General features: G+C 68.4%; 19 protein-coding genes. 7 read left to right on the forward strand and 12 right to left on the reverse strand.

Features of this window, described 5'->3' with window-relative positions:
* Positions 1-57 precede the first annotated feature (57 nt).
* The 10 genes from H4P35_RS11990 to H4P35_RS12035 form a co-directional block, all read right to left on the reverse strand.
* A complete protein-coding gene (locus H4P35_RS11990) occupies positions 58-492 on the reverse strand; it encodes a carboxypeptidase-like regulatory domain-containing protein (RefSeq protein WP_180099353.1) in 435 nt (144 codons plus the stop codon).
* 128 nt (positions 493-620) lie between these two features.
* Positions 621-1,418, reverse strand: a complete 798-nt coding sequence (locus H4P35_RS11995; RefSeq protein WP_226849176.1) for an NRDE family protein — start codon at positions 1,416-1,418, stop codon at positions 621-623.
* A 3-nt stretch (positions 1,419-1,421) separates the two neighbouring features.
* Positions 1,422-3,401, reverse strand: coding sequence for an FUSC family protein (locus H4P35_RS12000; protein ID WP_226849178.1), 1,980 nt, complete (start codon positions 3,399-3,401; stop codon positions 1,422-1,424).
* 20 nt (positions 3,402-3,421) lie between these two features.
* Positions 3,422-3,904, reverse strand: coding sequence for a YbaK/prolyl-tRNA synthetase associated domain-containing protein (locus H4P35_RS12005; protein WP_056317222.1), 483 nt, complete (start codon positions 3,902-3,904; stop codon positions 3,422-3,424).
* A gap of 63 nt (positions 3,905-3,967) precedes the next feature.
* Positions 3,968-4,693 (reverse strand): response regulator transcription factor, encoded by a 726-nt coding sequence (locus H4P35_RS12010; RefSeq protein ID WP_062841504.1) that lies wholly within the window; start codon positions 4,691-4,693, stop codon positions 3,968-3,970.
* A 131-nt stretch (positions 4,694-4,824) separates the two neighbouring features.
* Positions 4,825-6,291, reverse strand: coding sequence for an efflux transporter outer membrane subunit (locus H4P35_RS12015; RefSeq protein WP_226849179.1), 1,467 nt, complete (start codon positions 6,289-6,291; stop codon positions 4,825-4,827).
* A 4-nt stretch (positions 6,292-6,295) separates the two neighbouring features.
* Positions 6,296-7,441 (reverse strand): ABC transporter permease, encoded by a 1,146-nt coding sequence (locus tag H4P35_RS12020; protein ID WP_128829460.1) that lies wholly within the window; start codon positions 7,439-7,441, stop codon positions 6,296-6,298.
* A complete protein-coding gene (locus tag H4P35_RS12025; RefSeq protein WP_152384308.1) occupies positions 7,438-8,385 on the reverse strand; it encodes an ABC transporter ATP-binding protein in 948 nt (315 codons plus the stop codon). Before H4P35_RS12025 ends, H4P35_RS12020 begins: the two co-directional genes overlap by 4 nt.
* Positions 8,382-9,335, reverse strand: a complete 954-nt coding sequence (locus tag H4P35_RS12030) for an HlyD family secretion protein (protein ID WP_217618454.1) — start codon at positions 9,333-9,335, stop codon at positions 8,382-8,384. The genes H4P35_RS12025 and H4P35_RS12030 overlap by 4 nt, the downstream gene beginning before the upstream one ends.
* A gap of 2 nt (positions 9,336-9,337) precedes the next feature.
* Positions 9,338-10,117 carry a TetR/AcrR family transcriptional regulator gene (locus H4P35_RS12035; protein ID WP_226849181.1) on the reverse strand — a complete coding sequence of 260 codons (780 nt, stop codon included), beginning with the start codon at positions 10,115-10,117 and terminating at the stop codon, positions 9,338-9,340.
* Between the two features lie 162 nt (positions 10,118-10,279).
* Between H4P35_RS12035 and H4P35_RS12040 the strand changes: the two genes are divergently transcribed.
* The 3 genes from H4P35_RS12040 (at position 10,280) to H4P35_RS12050 (ending at position 12,748) form a co-directional block, all read left to right on the forward strand.
* On the forward strand, positions 10,280-11,329 hold the full coding sequence (locus H4P35_RS12040) for an NADP-dependent oxidoreductase (RefSeq protein WP_226849183.1): 1,050 nt from the start codon (positions 10,280-10,282) through the stop codon (positions 11,327-11,329).
* Positions 11,326-12,006: a type 1 glutamine amidotransferase domain-containing protein gene (locus H4P35_RS12045; RefSeq protein WP_056317241.1), complete on the forward strand. Its 681-nt coding sequence runs from the start codon at positions 11,326-11,328 to the stop codon at positions 12,004-12,006. Before H4P35_RS12040 ends, H4P35_RS12045 begins: the two co-directional genes overlap by 4 nt.
* A gap of 142 nt (positions 12,007-12,148) precedes the next feature.
* Positions 12,149-12,748 carry an HD-GYP domain-containing protein gene (locus tag H4P35_RS12050; protein ID WP_226849185.1) on the forward strand — a complete coding sequence of 200 codons (600 nt, stop codon included), beginning with the start codon at positions 12,149-12,151 and terminating at the stop codon, positions 12,746-12,748.
* A 4-nt stretch (positions 12,749-12,752) separates the two neighbouring features.
* Here H4P35_RS12050 and H4P35_RS12055 read toward each other — a convergent pair whose 3' ends face one another.
* Positions 12,753-14,351, reverse strand: a complete 1,599-nt coding sequence (locus H4P35_RS12055; RefSeq protein WP_226849187.1) for a glycerol-3-phosphate dehydrogenase/oxidase — start codon at positions 14,349-14,351, stop codon at positions 12,753-12,755.
* 92 nt (positions 14,352-14,443) lie between these two features.
* Entirely contained in the window at positions 14,444-15,235 is a 792-nt protein-coding gene (locus tag H4P35_RS12060; protein ID WP_056317250.1) for a DeoR/GlpR family DNA-binding transcription regulator, read from the reverse strand.
* Positions 15,236-15,456: 221 nt separating this feature from the next.
* Here H4P35_RS12060 and H4P35_RS12065 point away from each other — a divergent pair, with 221 nt between their 5' ends.
* From H4P35_RS12065 to H4P35_RS12080, 4 genes are read left to right on the forward strand one after another with little or no spacing between them, the layout of a single operon-like run.
* Positions 15,457-16,542, forward strand: a complete 1,086-nt coding sequence (locus H4P35_RS12065; protein ID WP_226849188.1) for an ABC transporter ATP-binding protein — start codon at positions 15,457-15,459, stop codon at positions 16,540-16,542.
* Positions 16,542-17,630 carry an ABC transporter ATP-binding protein gene (locus tag H4P35_RS12070; protein ID WP_056317253.1) on the forward strand — a complete coding sequence of 363 codons (1,089 nt, stop codon included), beginning with the start codon at positions 16,542-16,544 and terminating at the stop codon, positions 17,628-17,630. The genes H4P35_RS12065 and H4P35_RS12070 overlap by 1 nt, the downstream gene beginning before the upstream one ends.
* Positions 17,627-18,517: a carbohydrate ABC transporter permease gene (locus H4P35_RS12075; RefSeq protein WP_056317256.1), complete on the forward strand. Its 891-nt coding sequence runs from the start codon at positions 17,627-17,629 to the stop codon at positions 18,515-18,517. The genes H4P35_RS12070 and H4P35_RS12075 overlap by 4 nt, the downstream gene beginning before the upstream one ends.
* Positions 18,510-19,322: a carbohydrate ABC transporter permease gene (locus H4P35_RS12080; protein WP_056317259.1), complete on the forward strand. Its 813-nt coding sequence runs from the start codon at positions 18,510-18,512 to the stop codon at positions 19,320-19,322. Before H4P35_RS12075 ends, H4P35_RS12080 begins: the two co-directional genes overlap by 8 nt.
* Positions 19,323-19,332 lie beyond the last annotated feature (10 nt).

The raw sequence follows: 19,332 nt of genomic DNA on the forward strand, positions 1-19,332 counted from the left end.
TGCGGCGCACGACCCAAGGAGACTGGCCGCGGCGTTACGCGCCGCGGCCGCCCGGCATCACTTCCACTCGAACATGGCGCGCGCGGTGCCCGTGCCTTGCACCGAGACCTCACGCTCCTGCGCCTGGCCGTCGTACGTGGCCGATATCTTGTAGCTGCCCGCAGGCAGCTTCACCAGCATGTAGGGGCCTTGCGACGTGGTCTGCAGCACGGCCTTGCCTTGGGCGTCCCGAATGGCGACGGTCACGTCGGCCACGTAATCGGCCTTGCCGCCGCGTTGGGCGGCAAAGGTCAGCGCCAGCGGATAGCTGCTGGACGCGGCCTTCATGGCTTCCGATTCGTCGATGCCGATGCCGCCGCTGACGTACTCCACCGTGCCCTGATGCTGCACGGGCGGCATGCCTGCCTGGGCGGTGGACAGGACGCCTGCAATGGCCATGCTGCCCAGGGCCATGGCGGCGGCCATCGTGCAGCGTTCAAAACGTTTGTTCATAGAATTCTCCTGCAGGAAAACCGGCGGGGCAGCGCGTTGTGGCTGCCCCCGGCGGTAGCTTGCAACGATTCGACTTGGCCGCGCAAGGCGAGTTCGCGTCCGTCCGCCTCGGAAATCAACCGTTTGTATCAGGCGCTGCGCGCGGAGCCGCCGCCGGCCTGCCGCCAGCAAAACGTCAGCTGGCTCACGCCGCTGACCGAGCCATCCGGCGCGAAGCGCCGTTCCTCCAGCTGCCCGGCGCCGCCGCCATGCAGCGCCATCACGCTGGAGCTGCGCGTGCCATACGTTGGGCTGACGATGAACGGGCTGCTCAGCAGCCGTTCGCGGTCCGGCGGCAGGCCGGTGGCGGGCAGGTCTGCATCGTCTGCCGGGCTGCGGTCGGCGAGCGCGGCGAACAGCGCGGGCAGGTCCGGCTGCGGCTGGTGGTGCAGCACGGCGGTGAACGCGGCCTTGGTTCGCGCCAGCTTGGGCCAAGGCGTGTCCAGCAGGTGATTGGACAGGGCATAGACGCCGGGGGCCAGCGCGCGCGGCCCGCCGTCGCGGTTGCTCAGGTACCACGCCTGGCGGGCGTCGCCCACGATCAGGTTGAAGCCGTTATAGGCCTGGTCCACGTCATGCACCGTTTCCAGATACGCCTGCGGCGTCATGGCGCCGCGCAGAAAGTCCTCGACCAGCGCGCCGCGCGACGGCGCGTCGTCCAGATGCCGGCCAGGCTCGCGAAAGTTGGTGACCAGCGCGTAGCGCCCCTCGGTCGTCGCGCCCATCCACGTGCCGCCCGCCTGGCCGTCGCGCCCGGCGTAGATGGTCGGGGCGTCCGGCCATTGCGCGGCGGGCAGGGTGGATCGCGCGTGGAACTCGTCGCGGTTCGCGGCAATCAGGACGGGGATGCCGGGCAAGGAGTGCAGGGCCAGTACGGCAAGACACATGATTCAGACCTGATGAAGGGGGGAGGGATTGGCAGGGCGGCCGGGCGCGGCGGTGAAGTCGGGTCCGGCCAGCGTGGCGCGCAAGGCTTCGATCTGCGCGGCGACGTCGCGCAGCGCAGGCGAAGGCGTCGAGATCGCATCGCCAGGCACGGGCAGGCCCTGTTCGACGGAGGCGGCAATGCGATCCAGGGCGGCGGCCAGTTGGGCGACCTCGGCGGCGGGCGGCGCGGCCTGGCCGTCGGGCAGCGACCAGGCCGTGTCCGAGACGGCGTTGGCCACGCGTTCCAGCGCCACTTCGACCGGCCACCAGGCCAGCGCGCGGCGGCTGACCAGCCGGGGCTCGGACAGCCCGCGCTGCAGGGCGATGCGCAGGTCCGACAGACGCGAGTAGGCGCGGGCGCGCAGGTCGTGCCGGTTGTCGGGATCGGCCTGAAAGACCGTGTTCAGGTAAGCCGCCAGCGTGAACGTGGCCGAGGACACGGCATGGTCCAGATTGCTGCGTTCGATCCGGATCCAGGGCAGATAGCCCACCAGCAATACGATGGCCGCCGCGACGCCCACGTCCACCAGCCGAGCCAACGCAATGGCCCAGCTTCCCGGTTGCAGCGCGCCGATCAGCAGCATGAGGATGGGCAGCATGATGGCCGAAAACAACCCATAGTTGCGCCGTATCGACCACGGCAGCAGCGCGGCCAGCGCGGCAACCGTCAGCAGGCTGGCAAGGCCGCCCCGATCCAGCGCGAGGACGGTGGCGCTGATGCCCACGCCCACCACGCTGCCCGCGCAGCTTTGCAGCGCGCGCGCGAACACCGAGCCGAAGTTGGGCTTGAACACCACCACGACGACGAGCGGCACCCAGTAGGACCGCGGCAGCGCGGCTGCCAGGGCGACAGCCTCGGCGGCGAGCAGGCACAGCCCCAGTCGCACGAGATACCGCACCGTCGTCGGTCCGGGCCGGTACGTGCGGACCAGCACGCGCCACGGGGTACGCGCGCGCGCGGGCTGAAGCGTCGCGAAGGCGTCGGGCTGCGCGGCGCGGGCGCCGTTCAGCAACAGTTGCACCTGCTCCAGCGCCTCGGCCAGTTGCGGCATGCCGGCCCGGCGCAGGGCGGCAATGTCGTCGCGCGCGTCCGGTCCGGCATCGTTTTCGACCCGGTCGGCCACGTGGTTCATGACGCGCGCGCACTCGGGCGGCAGTACCCGGCCGGCGCGCGCCAGCGTCAATGCGGCGTTGGTGAGCGGCGTGCAGGCCTGCAACTGCGCGGCCAGGCGGGCCAGCCGCGGCGTCGGGCCGGCCGACCGGCCACGCGCGGCCAGCACGGTGTCGTAGGCGGCGGTCATGGCCGCTTCCATGTCGCGGCGCGCGGCCATGACCCGGGAGGTGCCGATCGCCGCGAACATCGCCGCCAGCTTGCGGTAGGCCTGCGCCACCGCGGCCCGCTCCGGCGCGATGGGGTTCACCACCCACCCGGACAGCGTGAGCGCCAGGCCGAACAGCCCGCCCGCGCCCACCAGCACCGGCGGCAGCCACGGCGGCAGCGTGGAGGTCAAACTGGAGCCGACGATGACGTAGGTGGCAAATTGCAGCGTGGCGACGGCGGCGATGTTGTTGAAGGTGCCGACCAGGCTGGCCGCCAGCACCAGCACCATCATGGCCGCGGAGGTCCACAGGCCGTGCCCGGCGATCAGGTTGCCCAGCAGGTAACCCAAGGCGCCGCCGAACACCGTGGACCCGATCGAAAGCGCCCGGTTGCGGTAGGGGCCGCCGTTGTCGCCCGTGATGGCGGGCAGCGCGCCCAGCGCCACCAGCGCGGCCGCCGCGCCCTGGTCCAGCGCCATGCCCACCGCCGTCGGCAGGCCGATGGCCAGCGCGGCGCGCAGCATCACCCACGGATTCACCGGCGACGGCTCCATGTGCGCCAGGCTCATCAGCCAGCGCATGTTCGAGGCGTGCGCGACGCGGCTTATGGATGGGCGGGACACGGTGGCCTCATGGGCGGCTGTCAGGCCTTGATGAGCGGCGCCTCTTCAGGCGCGGCCAGGCGGAAGTAGTCGTCGGTGTTCAGCAGGATGGACGCGTCCAGGCGTCCCGCGTTGAACACGATTTCGGCGTGGCGTTCGCGCAGGCTGGGGTCCACCAGCAGCGTCAGGTCCGGATTGAAACTGAAGGGCGGAATCGCGCCGATCTCGCAGCCGGTCAATTCGCGCGCCAGGTCCTGCGACGCGAGCGAGGCCTTCTTGCCGCCGGCCGCCCGCGCAATGGCGTCCAGGTCGGCCTGCTTGTCCGCGGGAAAGACGGCCAGCACGTTCTTGCGCAGGTTGGAAGAGATCTTTACGCGGCAGACCAGCGCCTTGGCGCCCTGGCTGACCTCGGTGCCGCGAATGGCGGCGACCTCGACGGAACGCCCGGCCGCGGCATGTTCAAGCAGGCGGTAACGGGCCTGGTTCTGGATGAGCAGGGCTTGCAGGCGTTCGAAGACTTCCATGGGACTCGGGGCAGAAGCGGCCGGGGGTCGGCCTTGTACGCGAAATCATACGCCCGCGGCGCGCTAGATTTCCCCGGTGAATGCGTAGCCCCAGCCCCACACGGTACGGATGGGCAATTCCACGTCGACGTCCTGGGCCTTGCGCCGCAGGCGGCTGACGACGACGTCCGTGCGGCGGACGGATTCGCGGCCGGAATGCGGATCGATGCCCGGCGGGTCGCCGCGCGGCATGCGCTTGTCGGGCGAGCCGGTCAGCTTGAGCAGGAAGTCGCGTTCGGCCTGGGTCAGCGCCAGGCGCGTGCCGTGGGGGCTGACGAGCGTCCAGGCCGCGTCCAGGAATTGCCACTTGCCGGTCGGTTCGGCGGGCGCCGCGGCCACGGCCGGGCGCGGCTCGGCCTCGGGGGCGCGGCGGCCGGCGGCGGTGGGCACGCGGCGCACCAGCGCCTGCAGGGCGGCCGCGATCTCGCCCGTGGCGACGTCGGGCGAAAAACAGGCGTCGGCGCCGCAGTGCAGGCCCAGGATGCGGTTCTCGGGGGTGTCGAAGGCGGAAATGGCGACGATGCCGGCGGTGGTGTCCATGGCGCGCAGACCTGCGACGGCCATGCAGAGATCGGTAAATTCGGCTTGCATCACGAGAAGCGGGGTGCGGCGGGCCTGGAACAGGCGGAACAGTCCGTTGGAGTCTTCGCAAGGACGCGGCGAGAACCCCATTTCGGCCAGTTCCTCGCTGCGGCGCACGCGCTGGCCGGCGTCGGGAGCGAAGACGATCAGGTCTAATAGGTCATTCATGAATCGGTGTAAACATCATGCAGCTTGAGCACAGGCATGATGCAACGGTTACACCGCTTTCCAAAAAGCGCTCAACGACACTTTCCTACCCGAATTCTCGGCCATGGGCGCGGGAATCGCCTTTTGGCGGCTCACGGCACGGCGGCAACCGCCTCATTCCACCATCCGCCGCCCAGCGCTTGTAACAAGGCCGCCGTGTCGGTGTAGCGCGCCGCGTCGGCCTCGATGCGCGAAATCCGCGTCTGTAACACCTGCCGCTGGCTGTCCAGCAGGCTCAGGTGGCTGATGCCGCCGGCCTGGTAGCGGCCTGCGGCGATGCGGCCGGCGTCGTCCGCGCGGCGCCAGGCGTCGTCATAGGCCGCGAAGGCCTCGCCGTCCGTCTGCAGCGCGCGCAGCGCATCGGCCACCTGGCGGAAACCGTCGAGCACGGTCTGCCTGTAGGCCGCGGCGGCCGCGTCATACGCGGCTTCGGCCGAGCGCGTGCGCGCGCGCAGCTCGCCGCCGTGAAAGAGCGGCTGGACAAGGCCCAGGCCAAGATTCCAGACATTCACGCCATTGGCCAGTTCGTTCGCGCCCGTGCGCTGGGAACCGAAGCTGGCGGTCAGCGTGAACTGCGGATACAGGTTGGCCGTGGCCACGCCCACGTCGGCCGATGCCTTGTGCCACAGGGCTTCGGCGGCCAGGATGTCTGGCCGCTGGCGTGTCAGTGCCGAGGGCACGCCCGTGGGCACATCCGGCGGCAGCGTCAGGTCCGCCAGGCGCAGCGGGGGCGATTGCAGGCTGGCAGGCGGCATGCCCAGGTAGGTCGCAAGCTGATGGGTCACCTGGGCCAGCTGGTATTCCAGCGGCGGCAGGGTGGCGCGCGTCTGCGCGACCAGCAGCTCCTGGTTGCGCAGGTCGGCCAGCGCGATGCCGCCCGCCTCCAGCCGTTTCCGGATGATGTCCTGCTGGTTCACCTGAGCGGCCAGCAGATCGCGCGTGGCCGCCAGCCGCTCGGCCAGGTCCGCCTGGCGGATGGCGGCGGTGACGACGTTGGCCGCCAGCGACATGCGTGCCGCCTGCAGTTCGTGGGCCTGGTAATCCATCTGCGCGGCCAGGCTTTCCAGCGCGCGGCGGTTGGCGCCGAACACGTCCAGCGTGTAGGACACGTCGATGGAGGCGTTGTAGAGCGTGAAGGGCGGGGGCGGCTCGGCGACCGGCACGCCATAGGCCGCCGGATCCACCTTTTTGCGGGCTGCCGACAGGTTGCCGTCCACCGCGGGCAGCATTCGCCCGCCGGTGTCGGCGGCCAGGTCTTCCTGCGCCTGCCGCAACCGCGCGCGCGCCTCATCCAGCGTGGGGCTGGCGTCGAGCGCCTGGCGCACCAGCCGGTCCAGCGGCTCCGACTGGAACAACCGCCACCACTGCCCGGGGATGTCGGCGCCCGCCTGCAGGCGCTGCTGGCCCGGCGGCAGCGCGTCCTGTCCGGGCGTATAGGACGCCACTTCGGGCGCGGCCGGCTTGTCGAAGTCGGGGCCGACCGCGCAGGCGGCCAGCAGGGCGCAGAGCGCCGAGACGGCCAGGGGGCGGGAAGCGGGCAGGTAGCGGGCGCGGAGCATGGGATCAATCCAGGGTGCGGCGGTAGAACTTCACGGCTGCGGTCATCACGATGACGGTGAACAGCATCAGCGGCCAGATGTTGGGCCACAGGTCCCACCAGCCGTTGCCCTTGAGCAGGATGCCGCGGATCAGCCGGTTGAAATACGTCAGCGGCAGCAGGTTGCCCAGGTGCTGCGCCCACATCGGCATGCCCTGAAACGGAAACATGAAGCCGGACAGCAGCATGTTCGGCAGGAAATAGAACATGGTCAGCTGCATGGCCTGGAGCTGGTTCTGCGCCAGCGACGACAGCGTGATCCCGACCGTCAGGTTGGCCGCGACGAACAGCAGCGCGGCCAGGTAGACGGACAGCAGGCTGCCCATGACGGGCACGTGGAACACGAAATGCGCCGCCGCGAGGATGATGGTGGCCTGGATGAGACCGATGGCGATGTAGGGCACGATCTTGCCGGTCATCACCTCGATCGGCCGCACCGGCATCGCCAGCAGGTTTTCCATGGTGCCGCGCTCTCGCTCGCGGGTCATCGCCAGCCCGGTCATCATCACCAGCGTCATGGTCAGGATCACGCCCATCAGCCCCGGCACCGTGTTGTATTGCGAGATCTGTTCTTCGTTGTAGAGCTGGTGGATGCGCACATCGAAGGGCGGCTGGCCGCCCGCCAGGCTTGCCAGCGGCCCGGTCAGGTCCTTCTGCGCAACGGCCTGGGTGAGCTGGGTGGCCGCGCCCAGCGCCATGCCCGTGGCCATGGGGTCGGTAGCGTCCGCCTCGATCAGCAGGGCGGGGCGTTCGCCGCGCAACAGGCTGCGGGTGAAGTCAGGCGGAATGGTCACGACGAACAGCACGCGGCCCTGCGCCAGGGCGGCGCGGCCTGCTTCCTCGGTGTCCAGTTCCTCGACGATGTGAAAGTAGTCCGACGAACGCATCGCCGCGATGAAGCTGCGCGTGAACGGGCTGTGGTCCGAGGCGATGATGGCGGTGGGCATCTGGCGCGGGTCGGTATTGATGGCGTACCCGAAGAGCGCCAGCTGCATGATGGGCAGGCCGACGATCATGCCGAAGGTGATACGGTCGCGGCGCAGCTGCAGGAATTCCTTGAGCACCATGCTCCACCAGCGCGACCACGAAAAGCCGTTCAGGCGCGCGGTCATGGCTGGCTCGCAAAGTTGTCGGTGGACCGGTTCATCAGGTAGATGAAGACGTCTTCCAGGCTCGTGTCCACGCGTTCCAGCCGCAGGTTCTGGCCCGCGATGGCCGCGCGCAGCGTGCTTTCCAGCTGCGCCGCGTCCTTGCCGCTGACATGCAGCGCCGACCCGAATGCGACCGTCTGGTCGACGCCGGGCGCGCCGCGCAACTGCTGGCCCAGCGGAACCAGGTTGGCGCCGTGGATTGCCCAGGTGGTCAGGTCCTGTTCGGCGATGACCTCGTCGGCGGTGCCCTGCGTGAGCAGCTTGCCGTACGAAATGTAGGCCAGCTTGTGGCAGCGTTCGGCCTCGTCCATGTAGTGGGTGCTGACCAGCACCGAGATGCCGCGCGCCGCCAGTTCATGCAGCTGCTCCCAGAAATCGCGCCGCGCCGTCGGGTCCACGCCGGCGGTGGGCTCGTCCAGCAGCAGCAGCCTTGGCTGGTGCAGCAGGCAGGCGGCCAGCGCCAGCCGCTGCTTCCAGCCGCCGGACAAGGATCCCGTCAACTGTCCCGCGCGGCTTTGCAGCCCCAGATCCTGCAGCGCGCGGTCCACGGCCTCCTTGCGCTGGTCCATGCCGTACATGCGCGCCACGAAATCCAGGTTCTCGCGGATGGTCAGGTCCTCCCAATACGAGAACTTCTGCGTCATGTAGCCCACGTTGCGCTTGATCTGGGCGCTGTCGCGCAGGATGTCGTAGCCCAGGCAGGTGCCGCTGCCCGAATCCGGCGTGAGCAGGCCGCACATGAGGCGGATGCAGGTCGTCTTGCCGCTGCCGTTGGGGCCCAGGAAGCCGAAGATTTCGCCCTCGCGCACCTGCAGCGTCACGTCGTTCACGACGTGCTTGTTGCCGAAGTGCTTGTTCAGGCCGTGAACGTCGATGACGTTGGTGGCGGAGCCGGGGGCGCTCATGGCAGCGTGGCCTCCACCGGCTGGCCCGGATGCAGCCGCGCCGCCACGTCGGCGGCGGGGCGCGCTTCCACCATGTACACGAGCTTGCTGCGGCTTTCGCGGCTGTAGATCACGGGCGGCGTGTATTCGGCCTGATCCGATACGTAGTCGATGCGCACGGGTATCGGATCGCCGCAGCCATCGCAGCGCAGCGTGGCCTGTTGCCCGATCTTCAGCGACCCCACGACCGTCTCCGGCACAAAAAAGCGCACCTTGATGTTGCCGGGCGGCAGCAGGCTGACGACCGGGCTGCCGGCGGGCACCCATTCGCCCACCCGGTACATCGTGTCGAACACCCGGCCCGCGGACGGCGCGGCCAGCTGCTTCTGGGCCAGCGTCCATTCGGCTTGCGCCAGCGCGGCGTCGGCCGCCTCCACTTGGGAGGCCTGCGCGCGCCGCGCGTCGTCGCGCCCCGGCAGCCGGTTCACCTCGACCTGCGCCTGCAGTTCGCGCACGCGCGCCGCGTCCGACTGCGCCTGCTCGCGGCTGTCGTCCAGCTGCGAACGCGGGATGCCGCCGATGCGGAACTGCGCATTGTCGCGGGCAAGCTGCGCGGCGGACCGCCGGCTGGCCGCCTGCGCCTGCGCCAATTGCGCCAGGCTGACGTCGACTTCGGGGGGCCGCTTTCCGGTGGCGATGTCCTCCAGCTGGGCGCGCGCCGCCGACAGCTCGGCCTGGGCCTGATCGCGCGCGGCGGCTTCGCGCGTGGCGTCCAGTGTGTAGAGCGGCTGGTTGGCGTCGACCTGCTGGCCGCGCCGCACCGCCAGCGTGTCCAGGCGCCCCGGCTCGGACGAGGCCACATAGACGTAGTCGCCCTCCACGTAGCCCTGGTAGAAGGCCTGGTCGTGGTTGCCGCAACCGAAAAGCGTCAGCAAGGCCAGGGAAGCGGGCAATAGGCGGAGGGTGCGCATGGTCAGCGTCCTGAAGACGAGGAGGTTGGCGGCGTGGTTGGCGCAAAAAGGCCGCCGGTCAGCATGGCGATCGCGTGGCGCGCGATCGCGTCGTTGTCGATGGTCTGCGCCACCGGGTCGTTCTGCCAGATGCGGCGCCATAAATTCGACGTGGCCAGCGGCAGCAGCGTCATGCCCAGAATGGACAGGAACACCAGGCGCGGTTCCACCCCCGGCGTGATGGCGCCGCGCCGCTGGCATTCGGCAATGAGGCCAGCAAACGCCTGAAGCCGGTCCGACGGCAGATGGTGCAGCACGCGATCGCGCAGCTGGCCGCCTTCGTTGACGACTTCGTGCATCCACAGCGACGGCAGCCACGGCTTATCCGTCGCGCTCTGTACCACGCGGCCCACGATTTCGGTGATGAAGCCGCGCGCCGTCGACGCCGGATCGGGCAGGGAGGCCGCGGGCGTGCCGCCAGCGGCCGGCCCATCAGCAGCCGGGCCACCGGCGGCTCCACCCGGCCCAAGCGGCACGGGCGCCCAGACATAGCCGATGACGGGCACGATCCGCTCCAGCACCACGGCGTCGATCAATTGGTCGCGGCTCTTGAAGTAGTAATGCAGCATCGCCGGCGTGACGCCCGCGCGCTGCGCGATGTTGGCGATCGTGGTGGCGGCCACGCCCTGCGCGGCGAACAGCTGCGTGGCCAGATCCAGCAGATTGGCGCGCGCGGTGGCGGTGTCCGGACGCGGCGGACGCCCGGGACGGCGAGGGGGCAAGGGGTGGGAAGCTGCAACCATGCGGCGAATTCTAATTAAAGAATTAATTAATTAAAAGAGGGATCGATCATCAGGGTTTCAGCGGCTGCCGGCGGCGTGCGATGGTGTAATGGTCCGGTTCCCCACCACGCCGCCCGGGCGTGTCGCGAGGCCCGGCCGGCTCCATGAAGGAGGCCGCACACCATGCCCCAATCCGCTTCAACCAACCGCCGTATCGTGCTTGCCGCGCGGCCGCACGGCGAGCCCGCCGATACCGACTTCCGCCTGGAAACGGGCGAAGTCCCCCAACCGGGCCCGCGCCAGGTGCTGCTGCGCACGGTCTACCTGTCGCTCGACCCCTACATGCGCGGCCGCATGAGCGATGCCCCGTCCTACGCCGAGCCCGTGCAGATTGGCGAACCGATGGTCGGCGGCACCGTCACGCGCGTCCAGGCCTCGAATAATCCGCAGTTTCCGGTCGGCGAATGGGTGCTGGCGCAGACCGGGTGGCAGGACTACGCCGTGTCCGACGGCGCGGGCCTGCTGCGCCTGGGCGCCAATCCCGAAAACCCGTCCTGGTCGCTGGGCGTGCTGGGCATGCCCGGCTTTACCGGCTACATGGGACTGCTGGATATCGGCCAGCCCAAGGCGGGCGAAACCGTCGTCGTGGCCGCGGCCAGCGGCGCGGTGGGCGCGGTGGTGGGCCAGATCGCCAAGATCCACGGTTGCAAGGTCGTGGGCATTGCGGGCGGACCGGACAAGTGCCGCTACGTGGTCCAGGAGCTGGGCTTTGACGAATGCCTGGACCATCGGCAGCCGGACCTGGCGGGCCGACTTGCCGCGGCCGTGCCGCAAGGCATCGACGTGTATTTCGAAAACGTCGGCGGCGCCGTCTTCGATGCCGTGCTGCCGCTCTTGAACCCGCGCGCCCGCGTGCCGGTCTGCGGACTGATCTCGGCCTATAACGCGACCAGCCAACCCGAGGGCCCGGACCGGCTCGCGCTGCTCATGCGCACCATCCTGACCAAGCGGCTGAAAATGCAGGGGTTCATCATTTTCAACGAGTACGCGCACCGCTACGGTGAGTTCCGCGACGCCATGCTGGACCTCATCAAGCAAGGCCGCATCAAGTATCGTGAAGACGTGGTCGACGGCCTGGAGAACGCCCCGCGCGGGCTGATCGGGCTGCTCAAGGGCGAAAATGCCGGCAAACGCATTGTGCGGGTCGGCCCTGACGAATGGAGCGCTACATGAACATCCTGATCGTGCTGACTTCCCACGACACGCTGGGCAACACGGGACGCAAGACGGGCTTCTGGCTTGAAGAGTTTGCGGCGCCGTATTACGCGTTTCTGGACGCCGGCGCCAAGCTCACGCTGGCCTCGCCGCTGGGCGGCCAGCCGCCCCTCGATCCCAAGAGCGACGATCCCGACGCGCAGACGGACGACACGCGCCGCTTCAAGCAGGACAGCGACGCGCAGCGCGTGCTGGCATCCACGCGCCGGCTGTCCGAGGTGCAGGCCTCGGACTACGACGCGGTCTTCTATCCCGGCGGCCACGGCCCGCTGTGGGACCTGGCCGAAGACAACAATTCGGTGGCGCTGATCGAAACCATGCTGGCCGCCGGCAAGCCGGTATCGGCCGTGTGCCATGCGCCCGGCGTGTTGCGCCACGCCAAGACCGCCGACGGCAAGCCGCTGGTGCAGGGCAGGCAGGTCACGGGCTTTTCCAACGCGGAAGAAGCGGCCGTGCAGTTGACCGATGTCGTGCCATTCCTGGTCGAGGACGAATTGAAAAAGCTGGGCGGGCTGTACAGCAGCGGGCCGGACTGGCAGCCGCACGTGGTCAGCGATGGCCTGCTCATCACGGGGCAGAATCCCGGCTCGTCGGTGGGCGTGGCGCGCGCGCTGCTGGAGCGCCTGAAGGACTGACCGCCGCCGGGCGCGCAGGGCAGGACACGGGCCGGGCCGCACGCCAAGCGCGATGCGGCCCGGCATTGTGGCGGATTGTGTCAGAATCCCGCCTTTCTGAACTGAGCGCGCCGTCATGCCGTTGCGGCGCGCGTGCTTTCCAATGCCCCCCGACGTCCCCGGTCTTCCAGCAGGAACTTATGAAGCGGCGCTTTTCGCCGCCATGCAGGCGCGCGACCCGGCCACCGGCCGGCATTGCAAAAGGGTGGTGGCGCTAAGCGTTGCGCTGGCCCGGGCCTGCGGGCTGCCGCAGGATGAACTGGATGTCGTCTCTGTGGCGGCACGGCTGCACGACGTGGGCAAGATCGGCACGCCCGACCGCGTGCTGCATAGTCCGCATCGGCTGGAAAAGGAAGACTGGGAAATCATGAAGGCGCACGCCGCGGCGGGCGCCTTCATCATCCTGCAGACCGCGATGCCGCAGCGCGAAGCCATTGCGCTGGCGGTGCGGCACCACCACGAACACTTCGACGGCTCCGGTTATCCAGATGGCCTGTCGGGCCATGCCATTCCGCTGCATGCGCGCATCATTTCGGTGGCCGATTCCTACGACGCGCTGGGCGATGCGCGGCCTTACCATCCGGCGCGCACCCACACGCAGATCATGCGGATCCTGAACCAGGAGGCGGGATCGAAATGCGATCCCGACCTGCTGCGCGTCTTCGAATCGATGATCGGGGGCAGCCCGCTGCGCGTGCCGTAGCGGTTTACTTCAAGCGGTAGTTCGCAGCGACAGTGGCCAGATCTTGCAGCGTGCGCTGCTGCCAGGCCGCGTCGTGGCCCAGTTCCTCGGCCAGGATGCGCGCGACCTCGGGCGCGGCCAGCATGGCGGCCTCGGCGTCCAGGAACAGCGCGCGGTTGCGGCGCGCCAACACGTCTTCCGCGCTGCGCGCCAGTTCGTAGCGCGCGGCAAAGCGCACATGCGCCTCGGACAGGCCGCTGGCCTTGACCAGCATGCGCCCCGCGCCGGGCAAGGCTTGCAGCGTCGCCAGATCGTTGCCGTAGTAGCTGTCAGGCGTGCCGGCGTGTTCCTGCGACGGCGCCAGGCCGCCGGCGCCGTGCAGCGGCAGCGACTCGGTGCGGCACGAGGCCTGCGTCAGCAACTGGTGCTGGATCGCGGTATCCACCACGTCCTGCGCCATGCGCCGGTACGTCGTCCATTTGCCGCCCGTCACCGTCACCAGGCCGGCCTTGGACACCAGGATCGTGTGCTCGCGCGACAGCTTCTTGGTGGAGGCTTCGCCGGTCGCCTTGACCAGCGGGCGCAGGCCGGCCCAGACGCTGGTCACATCATCGCGCGTCGGCTTGCGGCTCAGATAGCGCGCCGCGGTGTTCAGGATGAAATCCACGTCCTGCGCGCCCGCGTCGGGATCCAGCGGCAGGTCCTGGCGCGGCGTGTCGGTGGTGCCGACGATGGTGTGACCGTTCCAGGGCACCACGAACAGCACGCGGCCGTCGTCGGTCTTCGGGATGAGGACGGCGCGCTTGCCGGGCAGGAAGTCGTGCGGCAGCGTCAGGTGCACGCCCTGGCTGGGCGCCACCATCGTCTGCGCGTTTTTGTCCTCCATGCGGCGCACTGCATCGACCCACACGCCGGTGGCGTTGACGACGCAGCGCGCGCGCAACGTGAAGGTCGATCCGCCGACCACATCCGTGGCCGTGACGCCGTCCACCTTGCCATTCGTCATGGTCAGTCCGGTGGCGCGCACGTAGTTCACCGCCGTGCCGCCCAGGTCAAAGAGCGTGCGCATCAGGCTGATCGCCAGGCGCGCGTCGTCGAACTGGCCGTCGTAATACAGGACGCCGCCCTTCAGGCTGCGTCCGTTGACGGTTTCGGCCAGGGTGGGGGCGCTGGCCAGCGTCTCGCGGCGCGACAGCCAGCGGCTGGGCGCCAGGTTCAGTTTGCCCGCCAGCATGTCGTACATCTTCAGGCCGATGCCGTAGAAGGGCTGATCCATCATCGTGTAGGCCGGCACCACGAAACCCAGGGGCCAGACCAGATGCGGGGCGTTGCGGTTGAGCAGGCCGCGCTCGTGCAGGGCTTCACGCACCAGGCTGACATTGCCTTGCGCCAGATAGCGCACGCCGCCGTGGACGAGCTTGGTGGCCTTGCTGGACGTGCCCTTGGCAAAGTCGGCGCCTTCGATCAGCAGCGTCCGGTAGCCGCGCGCGGCGGCATCCACCGCCGTGCCAAGGCCGGTCGCGCCGCCGCCGATGACGATGACGTCCCAGGAATGCGTGTTGTCCAGCGTGTTGAGCAGGCGGCTGCGTTCGGGCGGGGTGACGGAGGCGAGGGGTTGGTTCATGTTCTTTGGGGGCGGCGTGGCCGCGAGGTAAATGCTTCGATATTCGTGCCGGCAGCGCGCAAGCGGAGGGTGGGGCCGCTGCGGCGCACGGGTCAGGGTGTCGGTTTGGGCAGGTTCGGCGCCGCGGCGACGTCACAGCGCACGCCCGAATCCAGCAACACTTGTGCCAGCGGCTCCTGGGGATGCGCGTCCGTGAAGAACCGGTCGATCTGCGAGATATGCGCCAGTTCCACCATGGCCTGGCGCTTGAACTTGCTGCTGTCGGCGGCCAGCCAGACTTCGCGCGATTGCTCGATGATCGTGCGGGCCACGCGCACTTCGCGAAAGTCGTAATCGCGCAGCGTGCCGTCGGCCTCGATGCCGGAAATGCCGATCAGTCCAATGTCGACCTTGAACTGGCGGATGAAATCCATGGTGGCTTCGCCCACGATGCCGCGGTCGCGCGAACGCACCACGCCGCCGGCCACGATGACTTCGCAATCCGGGTTGTCGGACAGGATGTCAGCCACGTGCAGGTTGTTGGTGATGACGCGCAGCCCGCGATGGCGCAGCAGCGCGCGCGCAATGGCTTCGGTGGTGGTGCCGATGTTCAGGATCAGCGAACAGCCATCCGGCACCGCGCGGGCCACGGCCTCGGCGATGCGTTGCTTGCCTGCGGCATGCAGGCCTTGGCGCTTGCGGTACGCGATGTTCTCGATGGTGGACGCTTCGATGCGCACGCCGCCATGAAAGCGCGACAAGAGGCCGGCTTCGGAAAGGATGTTGACGTCCCGCCGCACGGTCTGCAGCGTCACGTCGAAGCGTTTGGCGAGCTCTTCGATCGAGGCGGAGCCCTGGGCCCGCACCATTTCGATCAGCGCGCTCTGTCGTGGATTCAGTGTCATGTTCGAATGATAAAACAACAAAAGCGAAAAATAATGACGCACCGCAAGATTGTTTTTTGTTCGCTTCTTCGGTAAAACGCACAAAAAACGAAAGCCATCTGAAAGAGTATGCTCATCCTGTTGCATCGGCGTGTGATCGCGCCAGCGCAAAGGGCGGGACGCTGTGCCGAATACCGAAGTCCGTAGAAAACAGGGACGTATAACTAGGTTGAGGAGACTAGATGCAGCTGACCTTGGACGGGATAGCTTTGCGGGCCGGCTCGCAGACGCACCTGTATCCCATGAGCCTGGCCCCGGTTCCCGGCGCCATGACCGTCCTGCTGGGGGCCACCCTGGCCGGCAAGACCTCACTGATGCGCATCATGGCCGGGCTGGACCGGCCCACCGAGGGCAGCGTGCGGGTTGACGGCGCCGATGTCACCGGCGTGCCGGTCCGCCAGCGCAACGTGGCCATGGTCTACCAGCAGTTCATCAACTATCCGTCCATGTCGGTCTACGACAACATCGCCTCGCCGCTCAAGCTGCGCGGCGAGGCCAATACCCGCGACAAAGTCCACGCGATGGCGGCGCGCCTGCACATCGATCATCTGCTGGACCGTTACCCGTCCGAACTGTCGGGCGGCCAGCAGCAGCGGGTGGCGCTGGCCCGGGCGCTGGCCAAGGACGCCCCGCTGATCCTGCTGGACGAGCCGCTGGTCAACCTGGACTACAAGCTGCGCGAGGAATTGCGCGACGAACTGTCGGAATTGTTTGCGCAGGGGCGGTCGACCGTGGTCTACGCCACGACCGAACCCGGCGAGGCGCTGTTGCTGGGCGGCCACACCGCCGTGCTCGACGCGGGCGAACTGCTGCAGTACGGTCCCACGGCCGACGTCTTCCACCGGCCGAATTCGATCCGCGTGGCGCGCGCGTTCAGCGATCCGCCGATGAACCTGTTCGCCGCCCGCCGCGACAACGGCGGCTTCGTCCTCCAGGGAGACGTGGCGGTGGCGCGCGCGCTGCCGCCGGGCGCCGAGGCCGGCATCACGGCCGGCCTGCGGGCCGGGGCCCTGGACGTGGAGGCCCGGCCCGGCCACGTGGCGCTGCCTGGCCGGGTGACGCTGGCTGAAATTTCAGGTTCCGACACCTTCGTGCACGCCGAGACGGCCGCAGGCGACGTCGTGGCCCAGCTGCCCGGCGTACATCGCTACAAGCTGGACGAGCGGGTGCAGCTGTACTTCGATCCGGCCCAGACCTATGCCTTCGGCGCGGACGGCGCGCTGCTGGCCGCACCGCGCCAGCCGGCCGGCGCGGGGGAGGTGGCCTGATGGCGCAGATCGAGCTGGACCTGTCCCATTCCTATGTCGCCCATCCCCAGTCCGATGACGACTACGCGCTGCTGCCGCTGCAATTTACTTTCCGCGACGGCGGCGCCTACGCGTTGCTGGGGCCCTCCGGCTGCGGCAAGACCACGCTGCTCAATTGCGTGTCGGGCCTGCTGCGGCCGTCGCACGGGCGCATCCTGTTTGACGGCCAGGACGTCACCGACAAGACGCCGCAGGCGCGCAACATCGCCCAGGTGTTCCAGTTTCCGGTGGTGTACGACACCATGACGGTCGCCGAGAACCTGGCGTTTCCGCTGCGCAACCGCGGCGTGCCGCCCGAGCGCATCCGCGAGCGCGTGGGCCGCATCGCCGAAATGCTGGAAATGTCCAACGTCCTGGATCGCCGGGCCAGCGGCCTGACGGCGGACGCCAAGCAAAAGATTTCGCTGGGCCGCGGGCTGGTGCGCAGCGACGTGTCGGCCATCTTGTTCGACGAACCGCTTACCGTTATTGACCCGCAGCTCAAGTGGGAGCTGCGGCGCAAGCTCAAGGAAATTCACCACGAATTCAAGCTGACGCTGATCTACGTGACCCACGACCAGACCGAGGCGCTGACCTTTGCCGACCAGGTGATGGTGATGGCGCGGGGCCGTGCGGTGCAGGTGGGTAGCGCGGACGACCTCTTCGAGCGGCCCGCGCACACCTTCGTCGGCCATTTCATCGGCTCGCCCGGCATGAACTTCCTGCCCGCGCAGTGGCGCGATGGCGCACTGAGGGTGGGGCAGCGCCGCATGGACGGCGTGCCCGAGGCCGTGGCCGCCAAGCTGCGGGACGCGGGGCCGGTCAAGCTGGGCGTGCGGCCCGAATACCTGCGGCTGGCCGAGGCCGGGGCGCCCGGCGCCGTGCCCATGCGCGTGGAGCGCGTGCAGGACGTGGGCACCTACACGTTGCTGGTGGCCGACTTCGAGGGCACGGCCGTGCGCGCCCGGCTGGGCAGCAACATCGTCACCGAAGGCAAGGGCGGCACGGTGTGGCTGTCCGTGCTCAACCCGCATACCTGCTTCTACCGCGACGAGGTGCTGATCCCATGAAACCCACCGATCACCGGGCCTGGTTCCTGGTCATGCCGGTCGTGCTGTGCGTGGCGTTCTCGGCCATTCTGCCGCTGATGACCATCGTCAATTATTCGGTCCAGGACATCATTTCGCCGGAGCGCCGCGTGTTCGTCGGCACCGAGTGGTTCGCCGCGGTGCTGCAGGACGAGGAGCTGCACGGTGCGCTCTTTCGGCAGATCGGGTTCTCGTTCGCGGTGCTGCTGATCCAGATCCCGCTGGGCATCCTGCTGGCGCTGTCGATGCCCGCCAGCGGCTGGCGCGCGTCGGCCGTGCTGGTCATCATCGCGCTGTCGCTGCTGATTCCGTGGAATGTCGTCGGCACGATCTGGCAGGTGTTCGGCCGCACCGACATCGGCCTGCTGGGCGCCACGCTGTCGTGGCTGGGCGTGGACTACAACTACACGGGCAATGACGTCGACGCCTGGGTCACCGTGCTGGTCATGGACGTGTGGCACTGGACGCCGCTGGTGGCGCTGCTGTGCTACGCGGGGCTGCGCGCCATCCCCGATGCGTACTACCAGGCCGCGAGGATCGACGGCGCCTCGCGCTTTGCCGTCTTCCGCTATATCCAGCTGCCCAAGATGCGCGGCGTGCTGATGATCGCGGTGCTGCTGCGCTTCATGGACAGCTTCATGATCTACACCGAGCCCTTCGTGCTGACCGGCGGCGGCCCGGGCAACGCCACCACCTTCCTGTCGCAATACCTGACGCAGAAGGCCGTGGGCCAGTTCGACCTGGGCCCGGCGGCGGCGTTTTCGATCATCTATTTCCTGATCATCCTGCTGCTGTGCTTCATCCTCTACAACTGGATGCAGCGCGCGGGCACCACGGGCGGCTTCGACGAGGAGCGGGCAAATGCGTGAGAAATCCTCCTGGTGGCGCGGCGCCTTCCTGACGCTGTACCTGGTGTTCGCCATCCTGCCGCTGTACTGGATGCTGAACATGTCGTTCAAGTCCAACACCGAGATCGTCAGCACGCTGACGCTCTGGCCGCGCGACTTCACCTTCGAGCACTACCGCACCATCTTCACGGACCCGGCCTGGTATTCGGGCTACATCAACTCGCTGATCTACGTCGTCATCAACACGGTCGTCTCGCTGGGCGTGGCGCTGCCGGCCGCCTACGCGTTCTCGCGCTACCGCTTCATCGGCGACAAGCACGTGTTCTTCTGGCTGCTCACCAACCGCATGACGCCGCCCGCCGTGTTCCTCTTGCCGTTCTTTCAGCTCTACAGCTCGTTCGGTTTGATGGACACGCACCTGGCCGTGGCGTTGGCGCACCTGGTCTTCAATGTGCCGCTGGCCGTGTGGATCCTGGAAGGCTTCATGTCGGGCGTGCCGCGCGAGATCGACGAGACCGCCTACGTGGACGGCTATTCGTTCCCGCGCTTTTTCCTGACGATCTTCCTGCCGCTCATCAAGTCGGGCGTCGGCGTGGCGGCGTTTTTCTGCTTCATGTTCAGTTGGGTGGAACTGCTGCTGGCGCGCACGCTGACCTCGGTCAATGCCAAACCGATCGTCGCGACCATGACGCGCACCGTGTCGGCTTCCGGCATGGATTGGGGCGTGCTGGCCGCGGCGGGGGTGCTCACCATCGTGCCGGGCGGCATCGTCATCTGGTTCGTGCGGCACTACATCGCGAAGGGCTTCGCGATGGGCCGCGTGTAGGCATCTGGAC

The sequence above is a fragment of the Achromobacter sp. 77 genome (assembly GCF_020541125.1).
GTDB classification, from domain to species: domain Bacteria; phylum Pseudomonadota; class Gammaproteobacteria; order Burkholderiales; family Burkholderiaceae_B; genus Achromobacter; species Achromobacter mucicolens.

What these genes read in the sequence shown, in the direction of transcription:
- H4P35_RS11990 (WP_180099353.1), bottom strand. Translation starts at nt 492, where the DNA reads ATGAACAAACGTTTTGAACGCTGCACGATGGCCGCCGCCATGGCCCTG.
- H4P35_RS11995 (WP_226849176.1), bottom strand. Translation starts at nt 1,418, where the DNA reads ATGTGTCTTGCCGTACTGGCCCTGCACTCCTTGCCCGGCATCCCCGTC.
- H4P35_RS12005 (WP_056317222.1), bottom strand. Translation starts at nt 3,904, where the DNA reads ATGGAAGTCTTCGAACGCCTGCAAGCCCTGCTCATCCAGAACCAGGCC.
- H4P35_RS12010 (WP_062841504.1), bottom strand. Translation starts at nt 4,693, where the DNA reads ATGAATGACCTATTAGACCTGATCGTCTTCGCTCCCGACGCCGGCCAG.
- H4P35_RS12015 (WP_226849179.1), bottom strand. Translation starts at nt 6,291, where the DNA reads ATGCTCCGCGCCCGCTACCTGCCCGCTTCCCGCCCCCTGGCCGTCTCG.
- H4P35_RS12020 (WP_128829460.1), bottom strand. Translation starts at nt 7,441, where the DNA reads ATGACCGCGCGCCTGAACGGCTTTTCGTGGTCGCGCTGGTGGAGCATG.
- H4P35_RS12025 (WP_152384308.1), bottom strand. Translation starts at nt 8,385, where the DNA reads ATGAGCGCCCCCGGCTCCGCCACCAACGTCATCGACGTTCACGGCCTG.
- H4P35_RS12030 (WP_217618454.1), bottom strand. Translation starts at nt 9,335, where the DNA reads ATGCGCACCCTCCGCCTATTGCCCGCTTCCCTGGCCTTGCTGACGCTT.
- H4P35_RS12035 (WP_226849181.1), bottom strand. Translation starts at nt 10,117, where the DNA reads ATGGTTGCAGCTTCCCACCCCTTGCCCCCTCGCCGTCCCGGGCGTCCG.
- H4P35_RS12040 (WP_226849183.1), top strand. Translation starts at nt 10,280, where the DNA reads ATGCCCCAATCCGCTTCAACCAACCGCCGTATCGTGCTTGCCGCGCGG.
- H4P35_RS12045 (WP_056317241.1), top strand. Translation starts at nt 11,326, where the DNA reads ATGAACATCCTGATCGTGCTGACTTCCCACGACACGCTGGGCAACACG.
- H4P35_RS12050 (WP_226849185.1), top strand. Translation starts at nt 12,149, where the DNA reads ATGCCCCCCGACGTCCCCGGTCTTCCAGCAGGAACTTATGAAGCGGCG.
- H4P35_RS12055 (WP_226849187.1), bottom strand. Translation starts at nt 14,351, where the DNA reads ATGAACCAACCCCTCGCCTCCGTCACCCCGCCCGAACGCAGCCGCCTG.
- H4P35_RS12060 (WP_056317250.1), bottom strand. Translation starts at nt 15,235, where the DNA reads ATGACACTGAATCCACGACAGAGCGCGCTGATCGAAATGGTGCGGGCC.
- H4P35_RS12065 (WP_226849188.1), top strand. Translation starts at nt 15,457, where the DNA reads ATGCAGCTGACCTTGGACGGGATAGCTTTGCGGGCCGGCTCGCAGACG.
- H4P35_RS12070 (WP_056317253.1), top strand. Translation starts at nt 16,542, where the DNA reads ATGGCGCAGATCGAGCTGGACCTGTCCCATTCCTATGTCGCCCATCCC.
- H4P35_RS12075 (WP_056317256.1), top strand. Translation starts at nt 17,627, where the DNA reads ATGAAACCCACCGATCACCGGGCCTGGTTCCTGGTCATGCCGGTCGTG.
- H4P35_RS12080 (WP_056317259.1), top strand. Translation starts at nt 18,510, where the DNA reads ATGCGTGAGAAATCCTCCTGGTGGCGCGGCGCCTTCCTGACGCTGTAC.